This window comes from Rouxiella aceris (assembly GCF_012933545.1).
In the GTDB taxonomy this organism is placed as follows: Bacteria; Pseudomonadota; Gammaproteobacteria; order Enterobacterales; family Enterobacteriaceae; genus Rouxiella; species Rouxiella aceris.
This window is the reverse complement of record NZ_JAADJU010000014.1, coordinates 101,774-125,742: the sequence shown is the minus strand read 5'-3', so window position 1 is coordinate 125,742 and position 23,969 is coordinate 101,774. Positions and strand designations below refer to the sequence as shown.

General features: G+C 53.2%; 19 protein-coding genes. 11 read left to right on the top strand and 8 right to left on the bottom strand.

The genetic code is table 11. From position 1 onward, the window contains the following. Positions 1-18: 18 nt before the first annotated feature. From GW590_RS21840 to argC, 3 genes are all read right to left on the bottom strand, one after another. Positions 19-1,239 carry an argininosuccinate synthase gene (locus tag GW590_RS21840; RefSeq protein ID WP_169405189.1) on the bottom strand — a complete coding sequence of 407 codons (1,221 nt, stop codon included), beginning with the start codon at positions 1,237-1,239 and terminating at the stop codon, positions 19-21. A 98-nt stretch (positions 1,240-1,337) separates the two neighbouring features. Beyond that, positions 1,338-2,111, bottom strand: coding sequence for an acetylglutamate kinase (gene argB / locus GW590_RS21835; RefSeq protein WP_169405188.1), 774 nt, complete (start codon positions 2,109-2,111; stop codon positions 1,338-1,340). 170 nt (positions 2,112-2,281) lie between these two features. Beyond that, a complete protein-coding gene (argC, locus tag GW590_RS21830) occupies positions 2,282-3,286 on the bottom strand; it encodes an N-acetyl-gamma-glutamyl-phosphate reductase (protein WP_169405187.1) in 1,005 nt (334 codons plus the stop codon). Between the two features lie 239 nt (positions 3,287-3,525). On the opposite strand from argC, the gene argE reads away from it, so the two are divergent. Together argE and ppc are read left to right on the top strand one after the other, a co-directional pair. Then, positions 3,526-4,677 carry an acetylornithine deacetylase gene (gene argE / locus GW590_RS21825; RefSeq protein WP_169405186.1) on the top strand — a complete coding sequence of 384 codons (1,152 nt, stop codon included), beginning with the start codon at positions 3,526-3,528 and terminating at the stop codon, positions 4,675-4,677. A 363-nt stretch (positions 4,678-5,040) separates the two neighbouring features. Further along, positions 5,041-7,686 carry a phosphoenolpyruvate carboxylase gene (gene ppc, locus GW590_RS21820; RefSeq protein WP_169405185.1) on the top strand — a complete coding sequence of 882 codons (2,646 nt, stop codon included), beginning with the start codon at positions 5,041-5,043 and terminating at the stop codon, positions 7,684-7,686. Positions 7,687-7,938: 252 nt separating this feature from the next. Here the strand turns inward: ppc and metF are convergent, their stop codons facing one another. From metF to metB, 3 genes are all read right to left on the bottom strand, one after another. Further along, positions 7,939-8,838 (bottom strand): methylenetetrahydrofolate reductase, encoded by a 900-nt coding sequence (metF, locus tag GW590_RS21815; protein ID WP_169405184.1) that lies wholly within the window; start codon positions 8,836-8,838, stop codon positions 7,939-7,941. Positions 8,839-9,080: 242 nt separating this feature from the next. Continuing rightward, positions 9,081-11,516, bottom strand: coding sequence for a bifunctional aspartate kinase/homoserine dehydrogenase II (locus GW590_RS21810; RefSeq protein ID WP_169405183.1), 2,436 nt, complete (start codon positions 11,514-11,516; stop codon positions 9,081-9,083). Positions 11,517-11,519: 3 nt separating this feature from the next. Continuing rightward, positions 11,520-12,680, bottom strand: a complete 1,161-nt coding sequence (gene metB / locus GW590_RS21805; RefSeq protein ID WP_169405182.1) for a cystathionine gamma-synthase — start codon at positions 12,678-12,680, stop codon at positions 11,520-11,522. A gap of 436 nt (positions 12,681-13,116) precedes the next feature. Between metB and metJ the strand changes: the two genes are divergently transcribed. Next, complete coding sequence (gene metJ / locus GW590_RS21800; protein ID WP_004392248.1) at positions 13,117-13,434, top strand: met regulon transcriptional regulator MetJ; 318 nt, start codon at positions 13,117-13,119, stop codon at positions 13,432-13,434. Between the two features lie 62 nt (positions 13,435-13,496). On the opposite strand, the gene rpmE is transcribed toward metJ, so the two are convergent. Next, positions 13,497-13,709 (bottom strand): 50S ribosomal protein L31, encoded by a 213-nt coding sequence (gene rpmE, locus GW590_RS21795; protein WP_169405181.1) that lies wholly within the window; start codon positions 13,707-13,709, stop codon positions 13,497-13,499. Positions 13,710-13,914: 205 nt separating this feature from the next. Between rpmE and priA the strand changes: the two genes are divergently transcribed. The 7 genes from priA (at position 13,915) to rraA (ending at position 22,064) form a co-directional block, all read left to right on the top strand. Then, complete coding sequence (priA, locus tag GW590_RS21790) at positions 13,915-16,110, top strand: primosomal protein N' (protein WP_169405180.1); 2,196 nt, start codon at positions 13,915-13,917, stop codon at positions 16,108-16,110. Positions 16,111-16,290: 180 nt separating this feature from the next. Continuing rightward, positions 16,291-17,355, top strand: a complete 1,065-nt coding sequence (gene cytR / locus GW590_RS21785; protein ID WP_408014954.1) for a DNA-binding transcriptional regulator CytR — start codon at positions 16,291-16,293, stop codon at positions 17,353-17,355. Between the two features lie 66 nt (positions 17,356-17,421). Then, positions 17,422-18,444, top strand: a complete 1,023-nt coding sequence (ftsN, locus tag GW590_RS21780; RefSeq protein WP_169405178.1) for a cell division protein FtsN — start codon at positions 17,422-17,424, stop codon at positions 18,442-18,444. 114 nt (positions 18,445-18,558) lie between these two features. After that, the gene (gene hslV, locus GW590_RS21775) at positions 18,559-19,095 is read left to right on the top strand and encodes an ATP-dependent protease subunit HslV (RefSeq protein WP_169405177.1); all 537 of its coding nucleotides are present in this window, start codon (positions 18,559-18,561) and stop codon (positions 19,093-19,095) included. Positions 19,096-19,107: 12 nt separating this feature from the next. Continuing rightward, positions 19,108-20,439, top strand: coding sequence for an HslU--HslV peptidase ATPase subunit (gene hslU / locus GW590_RS21770; protein WP_169405176.1), 1,332 nt, complete (start codon positions 19,108-19,110; stop codon positions 20,437-20,439). 97 nt (positions 20,440-20,536) lie between these two features. After that, the gene (locus GW590_RS21765; protein ID WP_169405175.1) at positions 20,537-21,454 is read left to right on the top strand and encodes a 1,4-dihydroxy-2-naphthoate polyprenyltransferase; all 918 of its coding nucleotides are present in this window, start codon (positions 20,537-20,539) and stop codon (positions 21,452-21,454) included. 124 nt (positions 21,455-21,578) lie between these two features. After that, a complete protein-coding gene (gene rraA / locus GW590_RS21760; protein ID WP_169405174.1) occupies positions 21,579-22,064 on the top strand; it encodes a ribonuclease E activity regulator RraA in 486 nt (161 codons plus the stop codon). A gap of 183 nt (positions 22,065-22,247) precedes the next feature. Here the strand turns inward: rraA and zapB are convergent, their stop codons facing one another. After that, entirely contained in the window at positions 22,248-22,487 is a 240-nt protein-coding gene (zapB, locus tag GW590_RS21755; RefSeq protein ID WP_169405173.1) for a cell division protein ZapB, read from the bottom strand. Positions 22,488-23,079: 592 nt separating this feature from the next. Between zapB and GW590_RS21750 the strand changes: the two genes are divergently transcribed. Next, positions 23,080-23,922 carry an MIP/aquaporin family protein gene (locus tag GW590_RS21750; protein WP_169405172.1) on the top strand — a complete coding sequence of 281 codons (843 nt, stop codon included), beginning with the start codon at positions 23,080-23,082 and terminating at the stop codon, positions 23,920-23,922. Positions 23,923-23,969: the final 47 nt, after the last annotated feature.

Below are 23,969 nucleotides of genomic sequence, written 5' to 3'. Positions count from 1 at the left end.
TGCGCGTGGTGCTGTCGCTTATTTTTTCTTGGCGTTCAGCGCACGAATACGTGAAGAGAGTGAGAACAGACGGATAAAGCCACCGGCGTGGCTGTGGTCATACACTTCATCTTCACCGAAGGTAGCGAACTCTTCAGAGTACATGCTGTTAGGTGATTTTTTCTGAATAGCAGAGGCGGTGCCTTTGTACAGTTTAACGATCACTTCACCGTTAACGTCCTGCGCCAGGGAATCGGCGGCTGCCTGGATTGACTCACGCAGCGGAGCAAACCAGCGACCATCATAAACCACATAAGACATTTCCAGGCCCAACTGCTCACGCCATTTGAAACTGTCACGGTCAAGCACCAGCTGTTCTACGCCGCGCAGTGCCGCCATCATAATGGTGCCGCCCGGGGTTTCGTAGCAACCGCGAGACTTGATGCCCACCAGACGGTTTTCAACGATATCGATACGACCAACGCCGTGTTTCACACCCAGGGTGTTCAGGGCTTCCAGACATTTGAACGGGCTCATTTCCTGGCCGTTAACCGCCACGACTTCACCTTTGACCACTTTAATGCTGACCATTTCGGCTTCGTTTGGCGCATCTTCAGGGGCAACGGTCCAGGCCCAGCAGTCTTTGTTAGAAGCATTCCATGGGCTTTCCAGCACGCCACCTTCGGTGGAGATATGCCAGGCATTCTCATCACGGCTGTAGATTTTTTCCAGCGAGGCAGTGGTCGGGATATTACGCTCTTTCAGATAGTCGAGCAGCGCTTCACGGGAACGCAGATCCCACTCACGCCATGGTGCCACCACTTTCAGCTGTGGAGCCAGGGCGGTGTAGGTGGTTTCAAAACGCACCTGGTCGTTACCTTTACCGGTTGCGCCGTGGCACAGGGCATCGGCACCGACTTTCAGCGCCAGCTCAACCTGCGCTTTGGCGATCAATGGACGGGCCATTGAAGTACCCAGCAGATAGCTGCCTTCATACAGCGCGCCGCTTTTCAGCACCGGGTAGACGTAGTCTTTGATAAACTCTTCACGCAGATCAACAACGTGACATTCAGAAGCACCGGTACGCAGCGCTTTTTGTTCGATACCTTCCAGGTCGGCCTGATCCTGACCAATGTTGGCAACGAATGCCACCACTTCGCAGTCACCGTAGTTCTCTTTCAGCCAGGGAATGATAGCTGAGGTATCCAGACCCCCGGAATAAGCCAGAACAATTTTGCTGATGCCTTTAGTTGCTGCCATGATAATTTCCTTAAAATATCTGTCTGCGCGCTGATTTTTCAGCGCTTAAATAATGGGTTACGGATCGGGCGCACAGAGTCAGTACGCCTGAGCCAGGCTTAAGCCAGAATACGTGTGCCGATGGCGACGCCGTTAAACAGCGCGGGCAATTGCTCGGCATGACGCCAGCTGGCGATATCAACCGGGCGTCCTAACGCGCGCGCCGCATCGAGAGCAGCATGCACTTTAACAATCATGCCATCGGTAATAATGCCGTGCTCAATCATCTCTTCGGCTTTGGCGGCGGTGATTTCCGGCATACGTTGACCTTTGCCGTCGAGGATGCCGCTGACGTCCGACAACAGGATCAGATCGGCACCCAGCGTTGCCGCCAGTGCTGTAGCAGCCTGATCGGCGTTGACGTTCATCAGTTCACCTTCGGCGGTAATGCCGATGGAACTGACAATCGGCAGATAACCGGCCGCGGTCAGGGTGTTGATCAGGGTAGGAGAACCGACTTCGGCCTTGCCGACAAAACCGAGTTCTTCATTAAGCTGGGTAACGCTGACTGAACCACCGTCGGCCAATGACAGGCCCACCGCGTTGATATGGCTTTTTACCGCCCAGGCCAGCAGCGTTTTATTGGCACTGCCCGCCAGCGCACCGGTGATAATATCAATCTGGTCGGCAGGGGTAACACGCAGGCCGGCTTTTTTGACGACCGGCAGATTAAGCCGTTTCATCAGTTCATCCACCAGACAACCGCCACCATGAACAATCACTAGCGGGCGCTGATATTCTTTGCGATAAGTGACCAGTGCCATGAACAGACGCTCAAGCGCTTCTTCATTGTCCAGTAACACGCCACCTAATTTAATGACTAACGGATCCATAGCTGTTTGCGCCTCAACCTATTGATTGCCCTGTCGCCTTGCAAACGGCTTCAGGTTGAATTTGGTTTAATCTACCATCCCTGTCGCGCTGAATAAACGCTCAGGGCGGGATATTAATATGAAAATAATCTGTAACTGATGCTATAACATTTTGTAATCAGGCCACTTTATCAAAACAGTGACTGGGTTTCCGGAAAGCCAAACCGCAGATTAAGACACTGGATAGCCTGGGATGAGGCTCCTTTCAGCAGATTATCTTCTGCCGCGACCACAATTAGATGTTCCCCCTGCACTGCAAAGCCGATATCACAAAATGGCAAACCGACCACGTTTTTCAGCGCCGGGACATCTTTGCTATATAAACGTATCAGCGGTTTTCCCTGATAGGCGTTGTGATAAGCCTCAGCCACGTCCTGCGCGGTGACACCGGCTTTCAACCGGCAAGTGATGGTCTCAAGGATACCGCGCGGAAAATTGCCCAGGTGCGGGGTAAAGATCACCGGAATACCTAAATGGCTGCTGATTTCCGGATGGTGGCGATGATTGAAAATACCGTAAGGTTTCAGGCTGACTTCGCAGAAACTGTTACCCAGGCTGGCTTTACGCCCGGCACCACTTACACCACTGGTCGCGTTGATCACCGGCCACTGGTCGTTATTGAGCAACTGGTTATCCACCAGCGGCTTCAGCGCCAGCTGCGCCGCCGTGGGATAACATCCCGGCACTGCAATCAGCTGCGCCTGCTTGATCGCTTCTGCCTGCCATTCGGCCAAACCATAGACCGCCTTTTCCAGCCAGTCGGTATGCTGATGTTCAAAGCCATAATATTGGGTATAGAACGCCGGGTCGTTAACGCGGAACGCGCCGGATAAATCAAAGACCACGCAACCGGCGGCCAGAAACTGCGGGGCCAGATCGTGGCTGACTTCATGGGCGGTGGCTAAAAAAACCACGTCGACGCCTTTTGCCGCTTCGGCGACATTTTCTAATGGCAAAACAGGCAGATCGACAATGCCTTTAAGCTGAGGGTGCAAGTCGGAAAGCAATTTTCCTGCATCTGCACTTTGCGCTGAAACCGTTAAACCGGTTATGTTCATATGTGGGTGACGATTCAGGTAGAGCGCGAGTTCAGCTCCGGCATAACCGCTTGCACCAACAATCAGCGTATTCAACATGGGGTCTGGTCACCTTCTCGGCGTGATGTGCGTAATGTCTTACACAGCGTACGCTTTATAAAATTGTGGACTTGCGATGTTTCGACATCAGAAGCCCGTGAAATTCAGCCAGTTTGTGCAGTTGTTGCTCTTGTGGAGAACCCGCTGTTTTTGGGGTTTCCTTACGAACCGGCTTAATGTATTTTTATTCACATTAAATGCATGAATATTTATATTACCCTAACCAAAGGCTGTCAACAGTGAAGATGAAATTACCTCCATTTATTGAGCTATACCGTGCGTTAATTGCCACGCCGTCGATCAGTGCCACCGACAGCGCACTGGATCAGAGCAATGAAACCCTAATCAACTTGTTGGCAGGCTGGTTTGCCGATTTGGGGTTTAAAGTGGAAATCCAGCCGGTGCCTGATACGCGTAATAAATTCAATATGCTGGCCAGTATCGGTGAAGGCGCTGGCGGCTTGCTACTCGCCGGACATACCGATACGGTACCTTTTGACGATGGCCGCTGGACCCGCGATCCCTTTACCCTGACGGAGCACGAAAACAAGCTCTACGGTCTGGGTACTGCCGATATGAAGGGCTTTTTCGCCTTTATTCTCGATGCGTTGCGCGATATTGAACCCGAGAAACTGAGCAAGCCGCTGTATATCCTCGCCACCGCCGATGAAGAAACCACCATGGCCGGTGCCAGCTACTTTGCCCAAACCTCGTCCCTGCGTCCTGACTGTGCAATTATCGGTGAACCCACCTCGCTCAAGCCGGTTCGTGCCCATAAGGGCCATATCTCCAATGCCATCCGTATCGTCGGTCAGTCCGGCCACTCCAGCGATCCCAGCCGTGGCGTTAATGCCATTGAACTGATGCACGACTCGATCACCCATCTGATGGAACTGCGCAATACGCTGAAAACGCGCTACAACCATAGCGGCTTTGCCATCCCTTATCCGACCATGAACTTTGGTCATATCCACGGTGGCGATGCCCCCAACCGTATTTGCGCCTGCTGTGAACTGCATATGGATATTCGCCCGCTGCCAGGCTTGACACTGTCGGATTTGGACGCCTTACTTAATGAAGCGCTGGAACCTGTCAGCAGCCGCTGGCCTGGTCGTCTGACCGTCGAAGCCTTGCATCCGCCGATCCCGGGCTATGAGTGTCCGCCGGACCACCGTCTGGTTCAGGTTGTTGAGAAACTGTTGGGAACAGAAACGGAAATTGTTAACTACTGTACTGAAGCGCCCTTTATACAGCAACTTTGCCCGACGCTGGTATTAGGTCCAGGCTCTATCGAACAGGCCCATCAGCCGGATGAATTTCTCGATACCGCCTTTATCAAACCGACTCGCGAGCTGATAACACAGGTTGTCCACCACTTTTGTCATCATTGATAGAATAAAACAACACAACTAAAGGGGGCATCTGGCGATGCCCTTTGATATTGTACAAACCAGCTAATTAGCTGCACTAATAACCTGCGGGCTGTAATTAAATTTCAGCGACTTTAGGAAAATTGGCGTTTTTCTAATGAGCAGAATAGGTTTTTTGCGGTAAGTTCCTACAGGCAAACCTTGTCCGACAATGAGCGATGCCGCCAAAGTGCCCTGAACGGGCCATGGGATAGGACATTGCCGAGTGGCATTGGATGACTGAACATCGCCATGAAGGCCGGATAGACAGAGGCGTTAGCGCCTTACGGGTGAAAGTTATTTACAAGATATAAAAATCATACAAAGAAACGGGTCAGGGGTTATATGAACGAACAATATTCCGCAATGCGAAGTAATGTCAGCACGCTGGGCAAGCTGCTTGGAGATACGATCAAAGATACGTTGGGAGAGCATATCCTTGATCGCGTCGAGAAGATCCGTAAGTTGTCCAAATCCTCACGTGCGGGTAATGAAGCCGATCGTCAGGAATTGCTGACAACGCTGCAAAATTTATCCAATGACGAATTACTGCCTGTTGCTCGCGCCTTCAGTCAGTTTTTAAATTTGACCAACGTGGCCGAGCAGTATCACAGCATCTCCCCGCACGGTGAAGCCGCCAGCAATCCTGAAGCACTGGCGCTGCTTTTCGATCGTCTGAAATCTAAAAATCTTTCGGATCAGCAATTACGTGACGCCGTTGAAGCGCTGTCTATCGAGCTGGTTCTTACCGCGCACCCGACGGAAATTGCCCGCCGCACCCTGATCCATAAACTGGTGGAAGTGAACAGCTGTCTGAAACAGCTCGACCATAACGATCTGGCCGACTATGAACGCAAGCAGATTATGCGTCGCCTGCGTCAGCTTATCGCCCAGTCATGGCATACGGATGAAATCCGTAAAATCCGCCCTTCACCGGTGGATGAAGCCAAGTGGGGCTTTGCCGTCGTTGAAAATAGCCTGTGGGAAGGGGTTCCGGCTTTCCTGCGCGAATTCAACGAACAGCTGGAAACCTCGCTGGACTACAAAATGCCGGTAGAAGCGGTACCGATCCGCTTTACCTCCTGGATGGGCGGTGACCGCGACGGCAACCCGAATGTGACGGCGGAAATCACCCGTCGCGTGCTGCTGCTGAGCCGCTGGAAAGCCACCGATCTGTTCCTGCGCGATGTGCAGATCCTGATCTCAGAACTGTCGATGACCGAATCGACGCCAGAACTGCGTGAACGCGCCGGCGGCGAAGAGGTGGTAGAACCTTATCGCACCATCATGAAAGACCTGCGCGGTCAGTTACTGTCGACCCAGGTTTATCTGGAAGCGCGCCTGAAAGGCGAGAATCTGCCGCAACCCAAAGATCTGCTGATGCATAACGATCAGCTGTGGGAACCGCTGTATGCCTGCTACCAGTCGCTGCTGGCCTGCAATATGGGCATTATCGCCAACGGCCAGCTGCTCGATACCTTGCGCCGCGTACGTTGCTTTGGTGTGCCACTGGTGCGCATCGATCTGCGTCAGGAAAGCACCCGCCATACCCTGGCCATTGCCGAAATCACCCGTTTCCTCGGTTTGGGCGACTACGAGAGCTGGTCGGAAAGCGATAAACAGGCATTCCTGATCCGCGAACTGAATTCTCCACGCCCACTGGTGCCGCGCCACTGGACGCCAAGCGCCGACACCAAAGAAGTGCTGGATACCTGCCTGGTGGCCGCCGAAGCGCCAGAAGGTTCGATTGCCGCTTATGTTATCTCCATGGCGCGTACCCCGTCAGACGTGCTGGCCGTGCATTTGCTGCTTAAAGAAGCCGGTTGTCCGTTCGCCATGCCGGTCGCCCCGTTGTTTGAAACGCTGGAAGACCTGAACAATGCCGACGAGGTTATGACCCAGTTGCTAAGCATTGACTGGTATCGCGGCGTTATCCAGGGCAAACAAATGGTGATGATCGGTTATTCCGACTCCGCCAAAGATGCCGGTGTGATGGCAGCCTCCTGGGCGCAGTACCGTGCGCAAGATGCCTTGATTAAAACCTGTGAGAAAGCCGGCGTATTACTGACTCTGTTCCATGGTCGCGGCGGCTCTATCGGTCGCGGCGGTGCACCGGCACATGCGGCCTTACTGTCACAACCACCAGGAAGCCTGAAAGGCGGCCTGCGTGTCACCGAACAAGGCGAAATGATCCGCTTTAAATTCGGTTTACCGGAAGTCACCATCAGCAGCCTGGCGCTCTATACCGGAGCGATCCTCGAAGCCAACCTGTTACCACCACCAGAGCCGAAAAAAGCCTGGGTGGATATCATGGAGCAGCTGTCTGAGGTTTCCTGCAAAATGTACCGTGGCTACGTGCGTGAAGATAAAGACTTTGTGCCTTACTTCCGCTCCGCCACCCCGGAACAAGAGCTGGCGAAATTGCCGCTGGGTTCACGCCCTGCCAAACGCCGCGCCAGCGGTGGTGTAGAAAGCCTGCGCGCCATTCCGTGGATCTTCGCCTGGACGCAAAACCGTTTGATGCTGCCAGCCTGGCTGGGTGCCGGTGCCGGTCTGCAAGCGGTGGTGGATGCCGGTAAACGCGATGAGCTGGAGTCGATGTGCCATGACTGGCCGTTCTTCTCTACGCGTATTGGTATGCTGGAAATGGTCTTTGCCAAAGCCGACCTGTGGCTGGCGGAATACTACGATCAGCGTCTGGTCAGCAAAGAGTTGTGGCCACTGGGTCAACGACTGCGTGACCAGTTAAGCAGCGATATCAAGGTGGTTCTGGCTATCTCCAACGATGACCATTTGATGGCTGATTTACCGTGGATTGCCGAATCCATTGCGCTGCGTAACGTCTACACTGACCCACTGAACGTGTTGCAGGCCGAACTGCTGCACCGTTCCCGTGAGCTTGAGGAACAAGGCGAGCTGGATGCGCGGGTAGAACAAGCGCTGATGGTGACCATTGCCGGTGTGGCTGCCGGTATGCGTAATACTGGCTAGCAGGTCGTCACCGGTTTATGCGGTAGCAGTTGTTCCCCGGTTAGGGTATCAGTTAAAAAACCGGCCTGATGGCCGGTTTCAGACTGCTGACAAAGTCCGTTATTAGGGAGAGTGCACCGTTGGGGTCGTAGCGGGCTTGCCCGCCGGAGCGCCCCTAGGTGTGCTATGCCCGGGTATCTCGATCATCAAGACGACTTTGTCATCAAACTCAAACCGGCCATCAGGCCGGTTTTTTTATATATCTGCAGCTAATCAGGCAGAAGCAATCTCAGGTCGCACACCCAGCGTATGGCAGATGGCATAGCTCATCTCGGCGCGGTTAAGGGTGTAGAAGTGAAAATCTTTCACGCCTTCGCGGCTAAGGATTTTAACCATGTCCATGGCGATATTGGCCCCCACCATTTTGCGCGTCTCGGCATCATCATCCAGACCGGCAAACATGCTGGTCATCCAGTTAGGTACGCGCACATTGGTCATGGTAGCAAAACGTTGCAACTGTTTGAAGTTGGAAACCGGCAAAATCCCCGGCACGATTTCAACGTCAATGCCCGCCGAGGCGCAGCGATCGCGAAAACGCAGATAGCTTTCCACATCAAAGAAAAACTGGGTGATGGCGCGATTGGCACCGGCATCAATTTTACGTTTCAGGTTGATCAAATCAGCCTGGGCGCTCTTGGCCTCGGGGTGCACTTCGGGATAGGCGGCCACCGAAATATCAAAATCACCCACCTCTTTCAGCAAATGCACCAGATCAACGGCGTACATCTCGGGTTTGCCACTGTTAGGCGGTAAATCACCGCGCAGCGCCACAATATGGCGAATGCCGCTTTGCCAGTAATCACGGGCGATTTGACGCAATTCATCAGGGGTAGCATCCACGCAGGTCAGATGCGGCGCGGCTTCCAGACCGGTACGCTCTTTGATGCCCTTGATAATGCTGTGTGTACGATCGCGCTCACCAGAGTTAGCTCCATAGGTGACGGAAACGAATTTCGGCTTCAGGCTGCTGAGCCGATCGATTGAATTCCATAACGTATTTTCCATTTCGGGGGTGCGTGGCGGGAAAAATTCGAAAGATACGTTAATCTGCCCCTGTAATTCGGCCAGATTCTGGTTCAATGCTTCGCGCTGATTGGCGTGAAAAAAGCTCATCGTTTTCTACCTCGTGCATCACTTGGTGTTATCCCCGCCTGACAAGCGTGAATAATTTGGCTTATTTAAATTTAAGCGTCTAGACGTCTAAACGTATAGATAGAAAATGACGGAAGTCGCCTGAAGAGTCAACTCAAAAATGCATTCGCGTTATGATTAATCTTCACCCAAATTGAAAGAATTTCAAGTTGATTAACGGAATGAACATCCCCCGGTGCAAATAAGCACAGGGGGAAAGAGCCTTACAGCAATTGTGCCAGACGGTTAAGATCGGACTGAATCGCGCCTGCGGTCACGTCACGACCGGCACCCGGTCCGCGGATCACTAAAGGATTGTCACGATACCAGCGGCTTTCGATAGCAAAGACGTTGTCGCAAGGCAGCAAAGAGGCCAGAGGATGGTCTTCACGCACCGCCTCGACCCCGACTCGCGCTTTGCCATTGGCATCAAAACGCGCCACATAGCGCAGCACCAGACCCATCTCTCTGGCGGCTTCAAGGCGTTGCAGCATTTGCTGGTTAAGCGCCTCTCCCCCTTCAAAGAATTGATCCACCGAGCCACTTTCACAGTCTGGCGGCACCAGCGACTCGACGCGCACTTGATTCGGCTCGATATCGTAACCGGCTTCGCGCGCCAGAATGACCATTTTACGCATCACGTCCTGACCCGAGAGATCGACCCGCGGATCAGGTTCGGTCAGCCCCTGTTGCCAGGCAAGATCCACCAGCTCGGTAAACGGCTGGGTGCCATCAAACTGCAGAAACAGCCAAGATAGCGTACCGGAGAATATCCCGCTGATCGCCAGAATGCTGTCACCGCTGTCGCGCAAATCGCGCACCGTATGGTTGATTGGCAAGCCTGCGCCGACGGTAGCGTTATACAACCAATGGCTCCCGGTCTTGGCAAAGGCATCACGAATTTGACGATAGTTGCTGCTGCACGAAGCACCGGCCAATTTATTGGCGCTGATCACATGAATGCCGTAACTGGCAAAATCATGATACTGATCGGCAAGCTCGGCGCTGGCGGTGACGTCCAGTACCACCAGATCGTCGTAAGGGTGCTCACGCATCCACAGGAACAGTGACTCTTCGTCATGTTCGCAGGCTTCATCAGCAAAGAATGCCAAGGCACGACTGGCATCCAGGCCTTCGTAATTAAGCAGGCTGCGTTTGCTGTCCACCACGCCAGCCAGCACAAATTCAAAGCCGCTGCGGGCGGAGATATTCTTTTGTTCGCGGGCAAACAGCTCCAGCCAGCGCGAACCGATATTGCCTTTGCCAAACAGCATTAAACCAATGCATTTTTCGGCGCGGAACAGGGTTTTGTGCAGACCCTGCACCAAATGCTCCGTTGGCCCCAAGCGCAATACCGCCACCAGGCTGATATCGTCTTCCGCCTGCCAGACAAATTCCACCGGTTGATCTTTCAGTTCCTGATAGAAACGATGGCTGTGCAGCGGGTTTTTACACACCCCGGCCCCCACCAGCGCCACCAGCGCCAGCCCTTCACGCAGTTGCAGACGGCCCGGCAATTCCGCGTCCTGCAAGACCTTCAACGCACTGTTGACCACTTCGGAGGTGTAGCACAGCTGCAACAGATTGCGGTCGGCGTGTACCCCGGTAGCCAGCGGTTTTACCTGCGCCCGGTTAAGCAGCAGTTCCACCTCTTTCTGCGCCAGCGCAAAATCATGTTGCGGAGCAATTTCCAGTTCAATCAGGCAGATATCATCATGACTGGTGACAATCTTCGCTCCGGTACCCGAGGCCAGCACCCGCTCAATACGGGTTGATCCCTGCTCCGGCTGATAGCTGCAACGCAGTTGTAAATCGATATCGCTGCCGGAGACCGGCTGCAGAGTGCGGGTGTGCAACACCGGTGCCGCCAGACGCGCCAGTTCACTGGCTTCGTCCAGACGCAACAGCGGCAGCAGACAGGCGTCTTTCACCTTGCGCGGGTCGGCGCTATAAACCCCGGCGACATCGCTCCAGATGGTTACCCGACTGGCACCGGCCAGCGCGCCAATCTGTGTGGCCGAGTAGTCACTGCCGTTACGCCCCAACAGCACGGTTTCACCGGCTTCATTGCGCGAGATAAAACCGGTGACCACCAGATATTGCTGAGGATGCTGCGCTAACAGCTGTTGCAGCAGCGGATAAGAACGACCTTCATCCACCTGCGGCTGCGCTGCGCGTTCCGCACGCAGAAAATCGCGGGCATCCAGCCAGGCGGCGGGCAGGTCCATTTTCGACAGCAGCGCGGCCATCAGACGGGCCGACCAGATTTCGCCATGGCCGACAACTTCGGCATAGACGGCATCGGTCACCTTGCCATCAAGCAATCCCGCCAGACGTTCAAGATCCTGAATAAATGAGGCAATAAGCGGTTCGGACATTTCCACCGGCACCAGCCCGGTGATCAATTCCGTTTGATAACGGCGCAGCGCTTGCTGCACCTGATGCGCCGAAATACGATCCGTCTGACTGAGCTTCAACCAGCTGATCAGCTGATTGGTGGTGCTGCCTGCGGCAGAAACCACCATCATATCGCCGGGATTGCCATATTCAGCCATAATGCCGGCCACGCGAAGATAACATTTCACATCGGCCAGACTGCTACCGCCAAACTTGTGTAACTGCCGACTTCCTGCCGGCGCTGCAACCGCTATTGCACTCATTGCTTACCTCTTTGCCGCCGCCTGGAAAGCCTGTTCCAGGTCAGCAATTAAATCTTCGCTATCTTCAAGACCGACAGAAATGCGCAGCAGACTGTCGGAAATCCCCGCGGCTTTACGCGCTTCCGGTGCCATTCCGGCGTGCGTCATGGTCGCGGTATGGGAAATCAGACTTTCCACGCCGCCCAATGATTCGGCCAGGGTGAATAATTTTAATTCCTTGAGGAAGTGGCGCAAGGCTGCTTCTTCTCCCGCAAATTCAAAACTTACCATAGCGCCGAATCCGCTTTGCTGACGCCGCGCAATATCGTGGCCTTGATTCTCAGGCAATGATGGATGGTAGAGTTTTTTCACCAGCGGCTGTTTTTGCAAATAGTCGACAATCGCCAGCGCATTTTGTTGCTGCTGTTTGACCCGGACACCCAGGGTGCGCAGGCCGCGAAGCAATAAATAGCTGTCGAAGGCCGCGCCGGTTACACCAATATTATTGCCCCACCAGGCAAGCTCGGTGGCATGCTCGGCGGTTTTGGAGATAACGGTGCCGGCCACCACGTCAGAGTGACCATTGAGATATTTGGTGCATGAATGCACGACCAGATCCGCCCCCAGTTTCAGCGGCTGCTGCAATACCGGGCTAAGGAAGGTGTTATCCACCACCGTCAGCGCGCCAACCTGATGTGCCGCCTCGCAGATGGCCTGAATATCCACCACGCGCAGCAGAGGATTACTCGGTGTTTCAATCAGCACCAATTTCGGTTGCTGCGCCAGCGCATCCGCCAGTGCCTGGGGATTGCCCTGATCGACAAACAGCACGCGGTAAGCGCCACGCTTGCTGAGGCTATCGAATAAACGGTAGCTGCCGCCGTAGCAATCATGGGGAGCCACCAGCAAATCGCCAGGTTTAAGAAACACAGTACACACTAAATGAATGGCAGACATACCGCTGCTGGTTAACACCGCTCCGGCACCGCCTTCAAGATCGGCCAAAGCGCGCTGGGCTATATCGCGCGTAGGATTACCGCGACGGGAATAGTCATGCGCCCGCGGTTGATTGAAGTCGGCAAAATTATAGGTGCTGGAGAGAGTAATAGGCGGGACAACACAGCCATATTGTTGGTCGATATTGAGTCCACTGCTAACCGCGATAGTGCCTTGTTTGAGCGTCATAGTGTTTCTCCCTGACGGGATAAAAGAGGATAAGGGCTAAAGATTAACCGCCCGAGAGATAGACGTCAATACATCTGGACATCTAAACTTCTTTGCGTATAGATTGAGCAATGCAATAATACCCGCTAAAATTATAGCGGTATGATGGATTGTACCGGTACAGGGGGTGAATTTGGCCCAACCTGGAAAAAATATCTCCTGGCAGTAACCTACCACCGGTATCCGCTGACAAGATAAACAGCAGTCCGTCCAGGATGATAACCATTACCCGAGCACTTACTGCGATAAGTGACTGGACAGCCAGCGCACCTGCCACGTGAAAGCGAAGGGTCGATACCCGGCTTCCGGTATGACGGGTGTAGTGAGAACTGCGGAAATCGGGCATACTCCCCGGGTTTTCAGAATATTATTTTTTTTGATAAATTTAAGGTGTCCCATGGCTGAGTGGAACGGCGAATATGTCAGCCCTTACGCTGAACACGGTAAAAAAAGCGAACAAGTTAAAAAGATTACAGTTTCGATTCCTCTAAAAGTACTGAAGATTTTGACGGATGAGCGCACGCGTCGTCAGGTTAACAACCTGCGTCACGCCACCAACAGTGAACTGCTGTGTGAAGCTTTTCTGCATGCCTTTACCGGCCAGCCCCTGCCGAACGACGAAGACCTGCGTAAAGAACGTAGCGATGAGATCCCGGAAGCGGCCAAAATCCTGATGCGCGAGCTGGGTGTGGATCCTGATACCTGGGAATATTAAGGAAGAAATTCAGGGCAACAAAAAAGGCGCCACCGGCGCCTTTTTTGTTTTCGAGCAAAAACTTATTTGCTGCTCGGAACGCTGAAACGCTTGTTGAAGCGGTCAACGCGGCCACCGGTAGCGACTTCACGTTGCTTACCAGTGTAGAACGGGTGACATTCGCCACACACGTCCAGGTTCAGGTTGTGACCCACGGTTGAGTGAGTATTGATCACATTACCGCATGAACAAGTTGCAGTAATAGCTACGTAATTAGGGTGAATACCTTTTTTCATGGGAAAAACCTCTTTTAGGCCGCGTCGCTATCCAACCCTGTTTCCGTCGGACACCACACGTAGTGTTAATGAATAGTTCGATGATACGGAATGTATCAAAGGCGGCAAATCATACAGAATATAAACTGGCCGCGCAATGATGTTCATGCAATCCCAGCCACACAGTGTACACTATCTCGTCATTTTTTTATAGTCTGGACCGCCAATGCCCGTTGCTCACGTTGCTCTACCCGTCCCCTTAAGTCGCACATTTGATTACTTATTACCTCCGGGTATGCAGGTTGTCCCCGGCTGTCGGGTAAGTGTGCCTTTCGGCAAACGTGACGCCATCGGGATTGTGACCGCCGTCAGTGACAGCAGTGAGTTTCCGATGGAAAAACTCAAGCCGGTGGCCGCAGTGATCGACGCCACCAGCCTCTATACCCATGACTTATGGCGCGTGCTGCACTGGGCGGCGGACTATTATCACTTTCCGCTGGGCGAAGTGTTGTTTCATGCGCTGCCGGTGTTGCTGCGCCAGGGCAAAGCGGCCGAACTCGCGCCGCTGTGGCAGTGGTTCGCCACCGAACAGGGACGCGCCACGCCGTTAGCCAGTCTCAAGCGAGCACCCAAGCAACAGCAGGCAATGGCTGCCTTGCTGCAAGGCAAAATTTACCGTCATCAGGTAAGCCAGCTTGATCTGAACGAGGCCGCACTGCAGGCGCTGCGCGCCAAAGGGCTCTGCGATCTGCAAGGCGTTGCCCCCGTCGCCCAGGACTGGCGCGACAGTTTCGCCGTGGTCGGTGAACGCCTGCGACTGAATACCGAACAGGCCACCGCCGTAGGTGCCATTCGCAGCGAAGATCAGCAGTTTTCAGCCTGGCTGCTGGCCGGAGTCACCGGCTCGGGTAAAACCGAAGTCTACCTCAGCGTGCTGGAAAATATTCTGGCACAAGGACGACAGGCGCTGGTGATGGTGCCTGAAATCGGCCTGACGCCGCAGACTATCGCCCGCTTTCGGGAACGCTTTAGCGCTCCGGTAGACGTATTGCACTCTGGTCTCAATGACAGCGAACGCCTGGCGGTCTGGCTACGGGCCAGAAACGGCGAAGCGGGCATTGTGATCGGTACCCGCTCCTCATTGTTTACGCCCTTTGCCCGTCTCGGCGGCATTATTATCGATGAAGAGCATGACAGTTCTTACAAGCAGCAAGAAGGCTGGCGTTATCACGCCCGCGATTTGGCGGTTTTGCGTGCCCATGAAGAGAATATTCCCATTATTATGGGCTCGGCCACTCCGGCGCTGGAAACGCTACACAATGTGCAGTTGGGCAAATACCGACAGCTTACGCTGACCAAGCGCGCCGGCAACGCCAAACCGGCAGTGCATCATTTGCTGGATCTGAAAGGCATGGCGTTAAAAGTCGGGCTGTCTCAACCCTTGATTCAGCGTATGCAACAGCATTTGAAAGCCGATAATCAGGTGATGTTGTTTCTTAACCGACGCGGCTACGCCCCGGCGCTGTTATGCCACGAATGCGGCTGGATTGCCGAATGCCAGCGCTGCGACCACTACTATACGTTTCACCAGAACCAGCGGCAGTTGCGCTGCCACCACTGCGATAGCCAGCGGGCAGTACCTCAGCAGTGCCCACAGTGTGGATCCACCCAGTTGGTCTCCGTCGGCGTGGGCACCGAACAGCTTGAGAATGAACTGGCGCCGCTGTTTCCCGATACGCCGATCACCCGCATCGACCGCGATACCACCAGCCGTAAAGGTTCGCTGGAACAGCATCTGGCCGAAGTGCATCGCGGCGGCGCGCGCATTCTGATTGGCACGCAGATGCTGGCCAAAGGGCATCATTTCCCGGATGTAACGCTGGTGTCACTGCTCGACGTGGACGGGGCACTGTTTTCCGCCGATTTTCGTTCCGCCGAACGCTTTGCGCAGCTATATACCCAGGTTTCAGGGCGTGCCGGACGTGCCGGTAAACAGGGTGAAGTGGTGCTGCAAACCCACCATCCCGACCACCCCTTGCTGCAGGTTCTGCTGCAACAGGGGTATGACGCCTTTTCAAAACAGACACTGGCCGAACGCAAAAGCGTATTTTTACCGCCGTTTACCAGCCATATTCTGTTTCGCAGCGAAGATCACGACAATCAACAGTCGGCGATGTTTTTACAGCAACTGCGCAACCTGCTGGAAGCCAGCCCGCTAAAAGACGATGCGCTATGGATCCTCGGGCCGGTACCGGCTCTGCAGGCCAAACGCAGCGGCCGTTTTCGTTGGCAATTGTTGCTGCAGCATCCCTCCCGTCGGGTACTGCAGCATTTGATCAAAAGCTCGATGCCATTAATCGCCAGTTTGCCGCAGGCAAAAAAAGTGAAATGGACCCTCGACGTTGATCCCATAGATAATTAACGCAAAGAACGGCTTTTTTTTGGAATAAGGTACAAAAAAACAACAAAAGTGACATTTATTGCGTAATTAGGTAATTAATCCTAGTCACATTCTGTTTAGAATGTGATGTGCTATGCGAGCAGTCTGCTGGCAGGCAAAAACGCACGGATGCTGCAGTCACTATAAAAATAAACATCCATGATGTCGTGTCAGTTTGATGCAAATGCAAGGAGAGATGCGTTGGATCAGAATAGAGTCATTACTAGCGCCACAATGAAAGATGTCGCCGAACAGGCGGGGGTTTCTACCGCGACAGTATCAAGAGCCCTGATGAATCCCGAAAAGGTTTCAGCACCCACGCGCCAGCGGGTTGAACAGGCAGTGATCGCCGTGGGCTACTCGCCGCACTCTTTGTCCCGTAATCTCAAACGCAATGAATCCCGCACTATTTTGGTGATCATCCCGGATATCTGCGATCCCTTCTTTGCCGATGTGATCCAGGGGATCGAGCGTACCGCCGCCGAACACGGCTATCTGGTGTTGATTGGTGACTGCGCGCAGCAGAATCAGCAAGAAAAAACCTTTATCAATCTGATCATCACCAAACAAATTGACGGCATGCTGTTGCTCGGCTCCGATCTGCCGTTTGACGCCAGCAAAGAAGAGCAGCGCAATCTGCCGCCGATGGTGATGGCCAACGAATTTGCTCCGGAACTGGAATTACCGACGGTGCATATCGATAACCTGACCGCCGCCTATGAAGCCGTGCACTATCTGCTTGGGCTTGGCCATCAGCGCATTGCCTGTATTACCGGCCCGGAAGCGATGCCGCTATGTCAATATCGGCTGCAAGGCTATATTCAGGCTATCCGCCGCAATGGCTTGACCGTTGAAAGCCAGTATATCGCCAACGGCGACTTCAGCTATGAATCGGGGGCACTGGCGCTGGCCAAATTAATGAGTCAGCCGACACCACCGACGGCCATTTTCTGTCATAACGACATGATGGCCATTGGCGCCATGTATCAGGCGAAAAAATTAGGGCTACGTATCCCGCAAGATTTGTCTATTGTTGGGTTTGACGATATCAAACTCAGCCAGTTTTACGACCCGCCGTTAACCACAGTGGCACAACCACGATTCCAGCTTGGCAGAGAAGCCATGTTACTATTGCTGGAACAGCTTAACGGCCATTCGGTGCAAAGCGGTTCACGACTGCTCGACAGTGAACTGATTATTCGCGGCAGTACCGCTGCGCCCAGATAACAGTGACGTTTCAGGACCCTGTAAAATGACGTACTTCTTTAAACATAACGACACAGCGAAACGATAGTGGCACAAAAAGACTATGTGAGCCGTGGACGCTCAGGAGCACGGCGGAAAAAAAGTACCAGCCGTAAAAAAAGCAGTTCCCCGATGATCCCCAAAACCATGGTGGTGTTTGCCGTTGCCGTGGTGGTGGTATTTATTGGCGGCCTCTACTTTATCACCCATAACAAAAGCGAAGAGGCCCAGATCCTGCCTGCGCATGCCCCGCGCCCGGGCAATGGCTTGCCGCCCAAACCGGCAGAACGTTGGCGTTATATCAAAGAGCTTGAGAATCGTCAGATGGGGGTACAAACGCCAACGGAGCCGACTTCGGGCGGGGATGTCTCATCCAAGACACAGCTCACGCCAGAACAGCGTCAGTTGCTTGAGCAGATGCAGGCCGATATGCGTCAGACGCCAACCCAGCTCTCGGAAGTGCCTTATAACGATCCGACGCAGGTTTCACGGACACAGGCGGCGAAACAGCAAAGTAGCCAGCCAACCTTTATGCAACAACCGGTGAGGGCACCACAACCCCAGCCAACCCCGACACAGCCAAGACCGCGGCCAGTGCAGGTGGCACCGCAGGCAACAATCACCCAGAGCAAGCCGGTGGTTACCCAGCCCAAACCGGTGGTCGTTCAGCCGAAACCTGTTGTCACGCAACCCAGGGCGATGATCACCCAGGCGAAACCGGAACATATCAAACCGCAGCAACCGGCTAGCGTACAAGCAGCGCCGGCAGCGGCTCCGGCAGTTATTGCCGAAAAACCGGCCGAAAAGCCTAAAGAAGCAGAAAAACCGAAAGATCAGCCAAAATCACAGCGCTTCCTGCTGCAGTGTGGCTCATTCCACGGTACCGATCAGGCCGAATCCTATCGTGCCAAACTGGCATTTGAAGGGTTTGAAGGGCGCGTCACCACCAGCGGTGGCTGGAATCGTGTGGTGATCGGCCCCTACAATAACCGCGCGGGCGCTGACGGCACCCTGTCGCGTTTGAAAAATTCTGGCATTACCGGCTGTATTCCCCTCCCTGTCGGGGGTTGAAAACCCACATTCTTCCCCAATCTATATTTACAATATGCCTCGCGCGTTAAGCTGACCTGATCAGGGCCAGCTTAACGCGCCGGGATCTTTTCCGTCTGCAACGAGGAACCGCTCGTGACAACAATTGTATGTGTACGCCGTAATGGCCAGGTGGTAGTCGGTGGTGATGGCCAGGCCACCATGGGCAATACTGTAATGAAAGGCAACGTCCTGAAAGTGCGTACCTTTTATAAAGATAAAGTGATCGCGGGTTTTGCCGGCGGTACTGCTGACGCGTTTACCCTGTTTGAACTGTTTGAGCGCAAACTGGAAATGCATCAGGGTCATCTCACCAAGGCGGCCGTTGAGCTGGCCAAAGACTGGCGAACTGACCGTATGCTGCGCCGTCTGGAAGCGCTGCTGGTGGTTGCCGATGACACCGAATCACTCCTGATTAGCGGTAACGGCGATGTTATCCGTCAGGATAATGGCCTGATTGCCATAGGTTCAGGCGGTCCCTACGCCCAGGCAGCAGCGACCGCACTGCTGGAAAATACCGAGTTAAGCGCCCGCGAAATTGCCGAGAAGTCGCTGAATATCGCCGCTGATATCTGTATTTATACTAACCATAACCTCAATTTCTTAGAATTGCCCTGCAATCCTAAAGCGTAAGGATCTTAGAATATGTCTGAAATGACCCCACGCGAGATTGTCAGCGAGTTAGACAGCTACATCATTGGCCAGGACAAAGCAAAGCGCGCTGTGGCGATCGCCTTGCGTAACCGCTGGCGCCGGATGCAGCTTGATGAAGCGCTGCGTCACGAAGTGACACCCAAAAACATTCTGATGATCGGCCCGACCGGTGTCGGTAAAACCGAAATTGCCCGTCGTCTGGCAAAACTGGCCAATGCTCCTTTTATCAAGGTCGAAGCGACCAAGTTCACCGAAGTGGGCTATGTAGGTAAAGAAGTGGATTCAATCATCCGCGATCTGACCGACTCCGCCGTTAAAATGGTGCGCCAACAGTCAATCGAAAAGAATCGCTTCCGTGCCGAAGAAATGGCCGAAGACCGCATTCTTGACGTGCTGATCCCCCCGGCCAAAAACAACTGGGGCCAGCCGGATGAAACACAGGAGCCTTCTGCGGCACGTCAGTCTTTCCGCAAAAAATTGCGCGAAGGTCAGTTGGACGATAAAGAGATCGAAATCAATCTGGCAGCGGCACCTATGGGCGTGGAAATCATGTCGCCACCGGGTATGGAAGAGATGACCAATCAACTGCAATCCATGTTCCAGAACATGGCCGGTCAGAAACAGAAAGCGCGTAAGCTGAAAATCAAAGAAGCTTATAAACTGTTGGTCGAAGAAGAAGCGGCCAAACTGGTTAATCCGGAAGAGCTGAAAGAACAGGCCATCGAAGCCGTAGAACAGCACGGTATCGTGTTTATCGATGAGATCGATAAAATCTGTAAGCGTGGCCAAAGCTCCGGTCCGGACGTCTCCCGTGAAGGGGTTCAGCGCGACCTGCTGCCGCTGGTGGAAGGCTGCACCGTCTCCACCAAACACGGTATGGTAAAAACCGACCATATTCTGTTTATTGCTTCCGGGGCATTCCAGACCGCCAGTCCATCCGATCTGATCCCGGAACTTCAGGGGCGTTTGCCGATCCGCGTAGAACTTCAGGCATTGTCTACCGAAGATTTTGAGCGCATTCTGACGGAACCCAGTGCCTCTCTGACTCACCAATATCAGGCACTGATGCAAACCGAAGGTGTCAGCGTGACCTTTACCCCGGATGGTATTCGTCGCATTGCCGAGGCAGCATGGCAGGTTAACGAAACCACCGAGAATATCGGTGCTCGTCGTCTGCATACCGTTCTTGAGCGTTTGATGGAAGATATCTCCTATGACGCCAGTGAAAGCAACGGTATTTCAATAAACATTGATGCAGATTATGTTCGTGACCACCTGGACGCACTCGTTGCTGATGAAGATCTGAGCCGTTTCATCTTATAATTTATCTATACCTTCGGTGGTAAAAAAGGAGGCATACGCCTCCTTTTTTATGCTGCCGATCCCATCCGATACGTACCTTCAGCGGATAACGCCAATTATGAGCTCTATAACCTGCACCAGCCCGGCCAGTGCATGGCTTGAAAGTCTAAGACTACGCACTCTGCCTCTGGCCTTTGCTTCAATTCTTATGGGGTCGGCCGTTGCCAGTCTGCAAGGCAGTCTGAAACCGTCAGTGGCGCTGTTGGCATTGCTTACTGCGGGCTTGCTGCAAATCCTGTCCAACCTGGCCAATGATTACGGCGACGCCGTAAAAGGCAGTGATACTCCAGAACGCGTGGGTCCACTGCGTGGCATGCAAAAAGGGCTGATTACTCAGCAGCAGATGAAACGCGCCATCAAATTGTGCATTGTGGCCGCCGTGGTGGCTGGCCTGGCATTGATTGCCGTCGCCTGCCAGAAACCCAGTGATGTACTGGTGTTTTTAGTGCTGGGATTACTCTCCATTGCCGCCGCCATTACCTATACCGTTGGCACACGACCTTACGGTTATATGGGGCTGGGCGACCTGTCGGTGCTGATCTTCTTTGGCTGGATAAGCGTCGGGGGGACCTACTATCTGCAGGTTGGCCGGCTTGACCTGCTGGTTATGCTGCCGGCGACCGCCTGCGGTTTACTGGCGGCGGCCGTGCTCAATATTAATAACCTGCGCGATATCGAAACGGATCGCCAGCATGGCAAGAACACGCTGGCGGTGCGCCTGGGTCCGCATAAGGCACGAGGCTACCACCTGCTGTTATTGGTGGCCGCACTCGCCGCACTGGCCGTTTTTTCCCTGCTCTATCTTGATAGCTGGAAAGGCTGGCTGTTTATCCTCGCCGTGCCCATGCTGGTCAGTCATGCCCGCAAAGTTATCACTGCGAAGACGCCTGAGGGCGTGCGCCCCTTGCTTGAAGGGATGGTCAAAGCTGCACTGCTGACTAACGTCCTGTTTGCTGTGGGACTTATACTGAGCTGACTGGACAGTTTTTATCCGGACCGCTCAAATCGTCGTCATCAAAACTTAACATTTGATGATTTTGCCAACATCAACCAGAAAGGGATATACTGAAAGCTCCCGCGAGCCACCAGATAAAAATCCTATGAAATACGATACTTCAGAATTGTGCGACATCTATCTTGAAGAAGTGAATGTCGTTGAACCCCTGTTCTCCAACTTTGGTGGACGTACTTCATTTGGCGGGCAGATCACCACGGTGAAATGCTTTGAAGATAATGGCTTACTGTATGATTTGTTGGAAGAGAACGGTCGTGGCCGTATTCTTCTGATTGACGGCGGGGGGTCGGTACGTCGTGCGCTGCTTGATGCCGGTCTGGCACTGCTGGCATTGCAAAACGAATGGGAAGGTATTGTGATTTACGGTGCCGTGCGCCAGGTCGATGATCTCGCTGAGCTGGATATTGGTATCCAGGCTATGGCGGCCATTCCTGCCGGTGCCACCAGCGAAGGTATTGGTGAAAGCGATATTCGCGTCAATTTTGGCGGCGTAACGTTTTTCTCCGGCGATCATCTCTATGCCGACAATACCGGGATTGTGCTCTCTGAAGATCCCCTCGATATCGAGTAAATCTCAGGGTAGCAGATAACAAAAAGACGCAGCATGCTGCGTCTTTTTGCTCTGGCAAAACTTGCCAAATAGCCAGGTTAGTGGCGATGCAGACCTAAGGGTCGACACTGGTACTCCACAGATTTCAAGACAGATCGGCGCAAAATCCACCCACGCCCACGGCCATGAAAGCTATCGGGGTATTTAGACTTCTTCCATTTTGCCCAGCAGTGAGCGCAAACGCTCTTGCCAAACAACCTGTTCTTCTTTCAACTGCGTATTTTCACGAACCAGAGACTCCTGGTTACCATTGGCTTGCTGAACCTGTTGCGCCAAATTGGTGTTCTGTTCTTTCAGCTCTTCGATTTCCATCTGTAATAAAGTAATGGTATCAATCGCTTGCTGAACTTTAGTTTCTAGTTTCTCAAATACTTCAAATGACATGTCTTAATCCCCTTATGTTCGCAAGGCGTACATCTTTTATGTTCTGCCACATCGTCCCGACGCAGCTCAAAAATTCAATTATCTTGATCCAACGAAAGATGCATCCTGACCCAAGTGAAGGTCGCAGCCCTCGATGGCATACAATCGATTGAGATGATAACTATCGATTGTATGTAGGCAACCTTTCCCTGTCTAGCAACATACAGGCTACGCACGTAGTCTGTTGCAATTTTAATGTCGCCACCATCAGCATATGCCTAAAAATCGCTTAATCGCCAAGCAGTTTCTTCATTTTGTTTCTGTTAAGGACGCATTTTGCACGCCCGTAGCGGTCAATCAGGTAATAATTGCGCTACTTTTACGAAGTCGCCTACCTGTTTAGGGTGAGTAATCCACGCAAAAAACACTCGAATTCGCTCATTTTCATGACGCAGTACACACATTTTGATTTCGGTATTTCTCGTTTATGTTCGTTAACGATAAATTCACATTACAGACTCATTCTACGTGAGATGTAAAAAATACATAACAAAGCATAAAAGCAATTAATCTTAAACTTACCCTAACAACCATCCTTATATAGGATCCGATTATGAGCCAAAACATCAGTTCCACAATCAAAGGGCAGTGTATCGCAGAGTTTCTGGGAACCGGCCTGATTATCTTTTTCGGTGCCGGCTGCGTAGCGGCGCTAAAACTGGCTGGTGCCAGCTTTGGCCAGTGGGAGATCAGTATCATCTGGGGCCTCGGCGTATCAATGGCCGTTTACCTGACCGCCGCCATCTCCGGCGCCCATCTCAATCCCGCCATCACCATAGCGCTCTGCCTGTTTGCCAACTTTGACGGACGCAAAGTTTTGCCTTACATCGTTGCCCAGGTTGCCGGGGCATTCTGTGCCGCCGCATTGGTTTACGGTCTCTACTACAATCTGTTCTTTGATTTCGAGCAGAGCCATAACATGGTGCGCGGCAGCGTTGAAAGTCTGGATCTGGCCGGTATCTTCTCTACTTATCCAAACCCGCATATCAGCGTGTTGCAGGCGTTTCTGGTTGAAGCGGTGATCACCGCCATTCTGATGGCACTGATCCTGGCATTAACCGACGACGGTAATGGTGTCCCGCGTGGTGCCCTGGCTCCGCTGTTAATTGGTCTGTTGATTGCCGTTATCGGTGCCTCTATGGGTCCGTTGACCGGGTTTGCCCTTAACCCGGCCCGTGACTTTGGTCCCAAGCTGTTCGCCTATTTTGCCGGCTGGGGCAAAGTTGCCTTTACCGGTGCCCGGGATATTCCTTACTTCCTGGTGCCGATTTTTGGTCCATTGGTAGGCGCATGCCTCGGTGCTGTCGGCTATAAAGCCTTGATCAGCAACCACCTTCCTCAGGCAGTGTCGGAAGCCGAAGAAGCGGTACCGCAACAGACGCGCCGCAAGGCCTGACCGTTGCCACTGATTTCAAGACACCCGGTAGAAACTGTTCCATCGCA

Bases quoted from the DNA above. Each gene is read 5' to 3' on its own strand.
- GW590_RS21840 (WP_169405189.1), bottom strand. From the start codon at position 1,239: ATGGCAGCAACTAAAGGCATCAGCAAAATTGTTCTGGCTTATTCCGGG.
- argB (WP_169405188.1), bottom strand. From the start codon at position 2,111: ATGGATCCGTTAGTCATTAAATTAGGTGGCGTGTTACTGGACAATGAA.
- argC (WP_169405187.1), bottom strand. From the start codon at position 3,286: ATGTTGAATACGCTGATTGTTGGTGCAAGCGGTTATGCCGGAGCTGAA.
- ppc (WP_169405185.1), top strand. From the start codon at position 5,041: ATGAACGAACAATATTCCGCAATGCGAAGTAATGTCAGCACGCTGGGC.
- metF (WP_169405184.1), bottom strand. From the start codon at position 8,838: ATGAGCTTTTTTCACGCCAATCAGCGCGAAGCATTGAACCAGAATCTG.
- GW590_RS21810 (WP_169405183.1), bottom strand. From the start codon at position 11,516: ATGAGTGCAATAGCGGTTGCAGCGCCGGCAGGAAGTCGGCAGTTACAC.
- metB (WP_169405182.1), bottom strand. From the start codon at position 12,680: ATGACGCTCAAACAAGGCACTATCGCGGTTAGCAGTGGACTCAATATC.
- metJ (WP_004392248.1), top strand. From the start codon at position 13,117: ATGGCTGAGTGGAACGGCGAATATGTCAGCCCTTACGCTGAACACGGT.
- rpmE (WP_169405181.1), bottom strand. From the start codon at position 13,709: ATGAAAAAAGGTATTCACCCTAATTACGTAGCTATTACTGCAACTTGT.
- priA (WP_169405180.1), top strand. From the start codon at position 13,915: ATGCCCGTTGCTCACGTTGCTCTACCCGTCCCCTTAAGTCGCACATTT.
- cytR (WP_408014954.1), top strand. From the start codon at position 16,291: ATGTCGTGTCAGTTTGATGCAAATGCAAGGAGAGATGCGTTGGATCAG.
- hslU (WP_169405176.1), top strand. From the start codon at position 19,108: ATGTCTGAAATGACCCCACGCGAGATTGTCAGCGAGTTAGACAGCTAC.
- GW590_RS21765 (WP_169405175.1), top strand. From the start codon at position 20,537: ATGAGCTCTATAACCTGCACCAGCCCGGCCAGTGCATGGCTTGAAAGT.
- rraA (WP_169405174.1), top strand. From the start codon at position 21,579: ATGAAATACGATACTTCAGAATTGTGCGACATCTATCTTGAAGAAGTG.
- zapB (WP_169405173.1), bottom strand. From the start codon at position 22,487: ATGTCATTTGAAGTATTTGAGAAACTAGAAACTAAAGTTCAGCAAGCG.
- GW590_RS21750 (WP_169405172.1), top strand. From the start codon at position 23,080: ATGAGCCAAAACATCAGTTCCACAATCAAAGGGCAGTGTATCGCAGAG.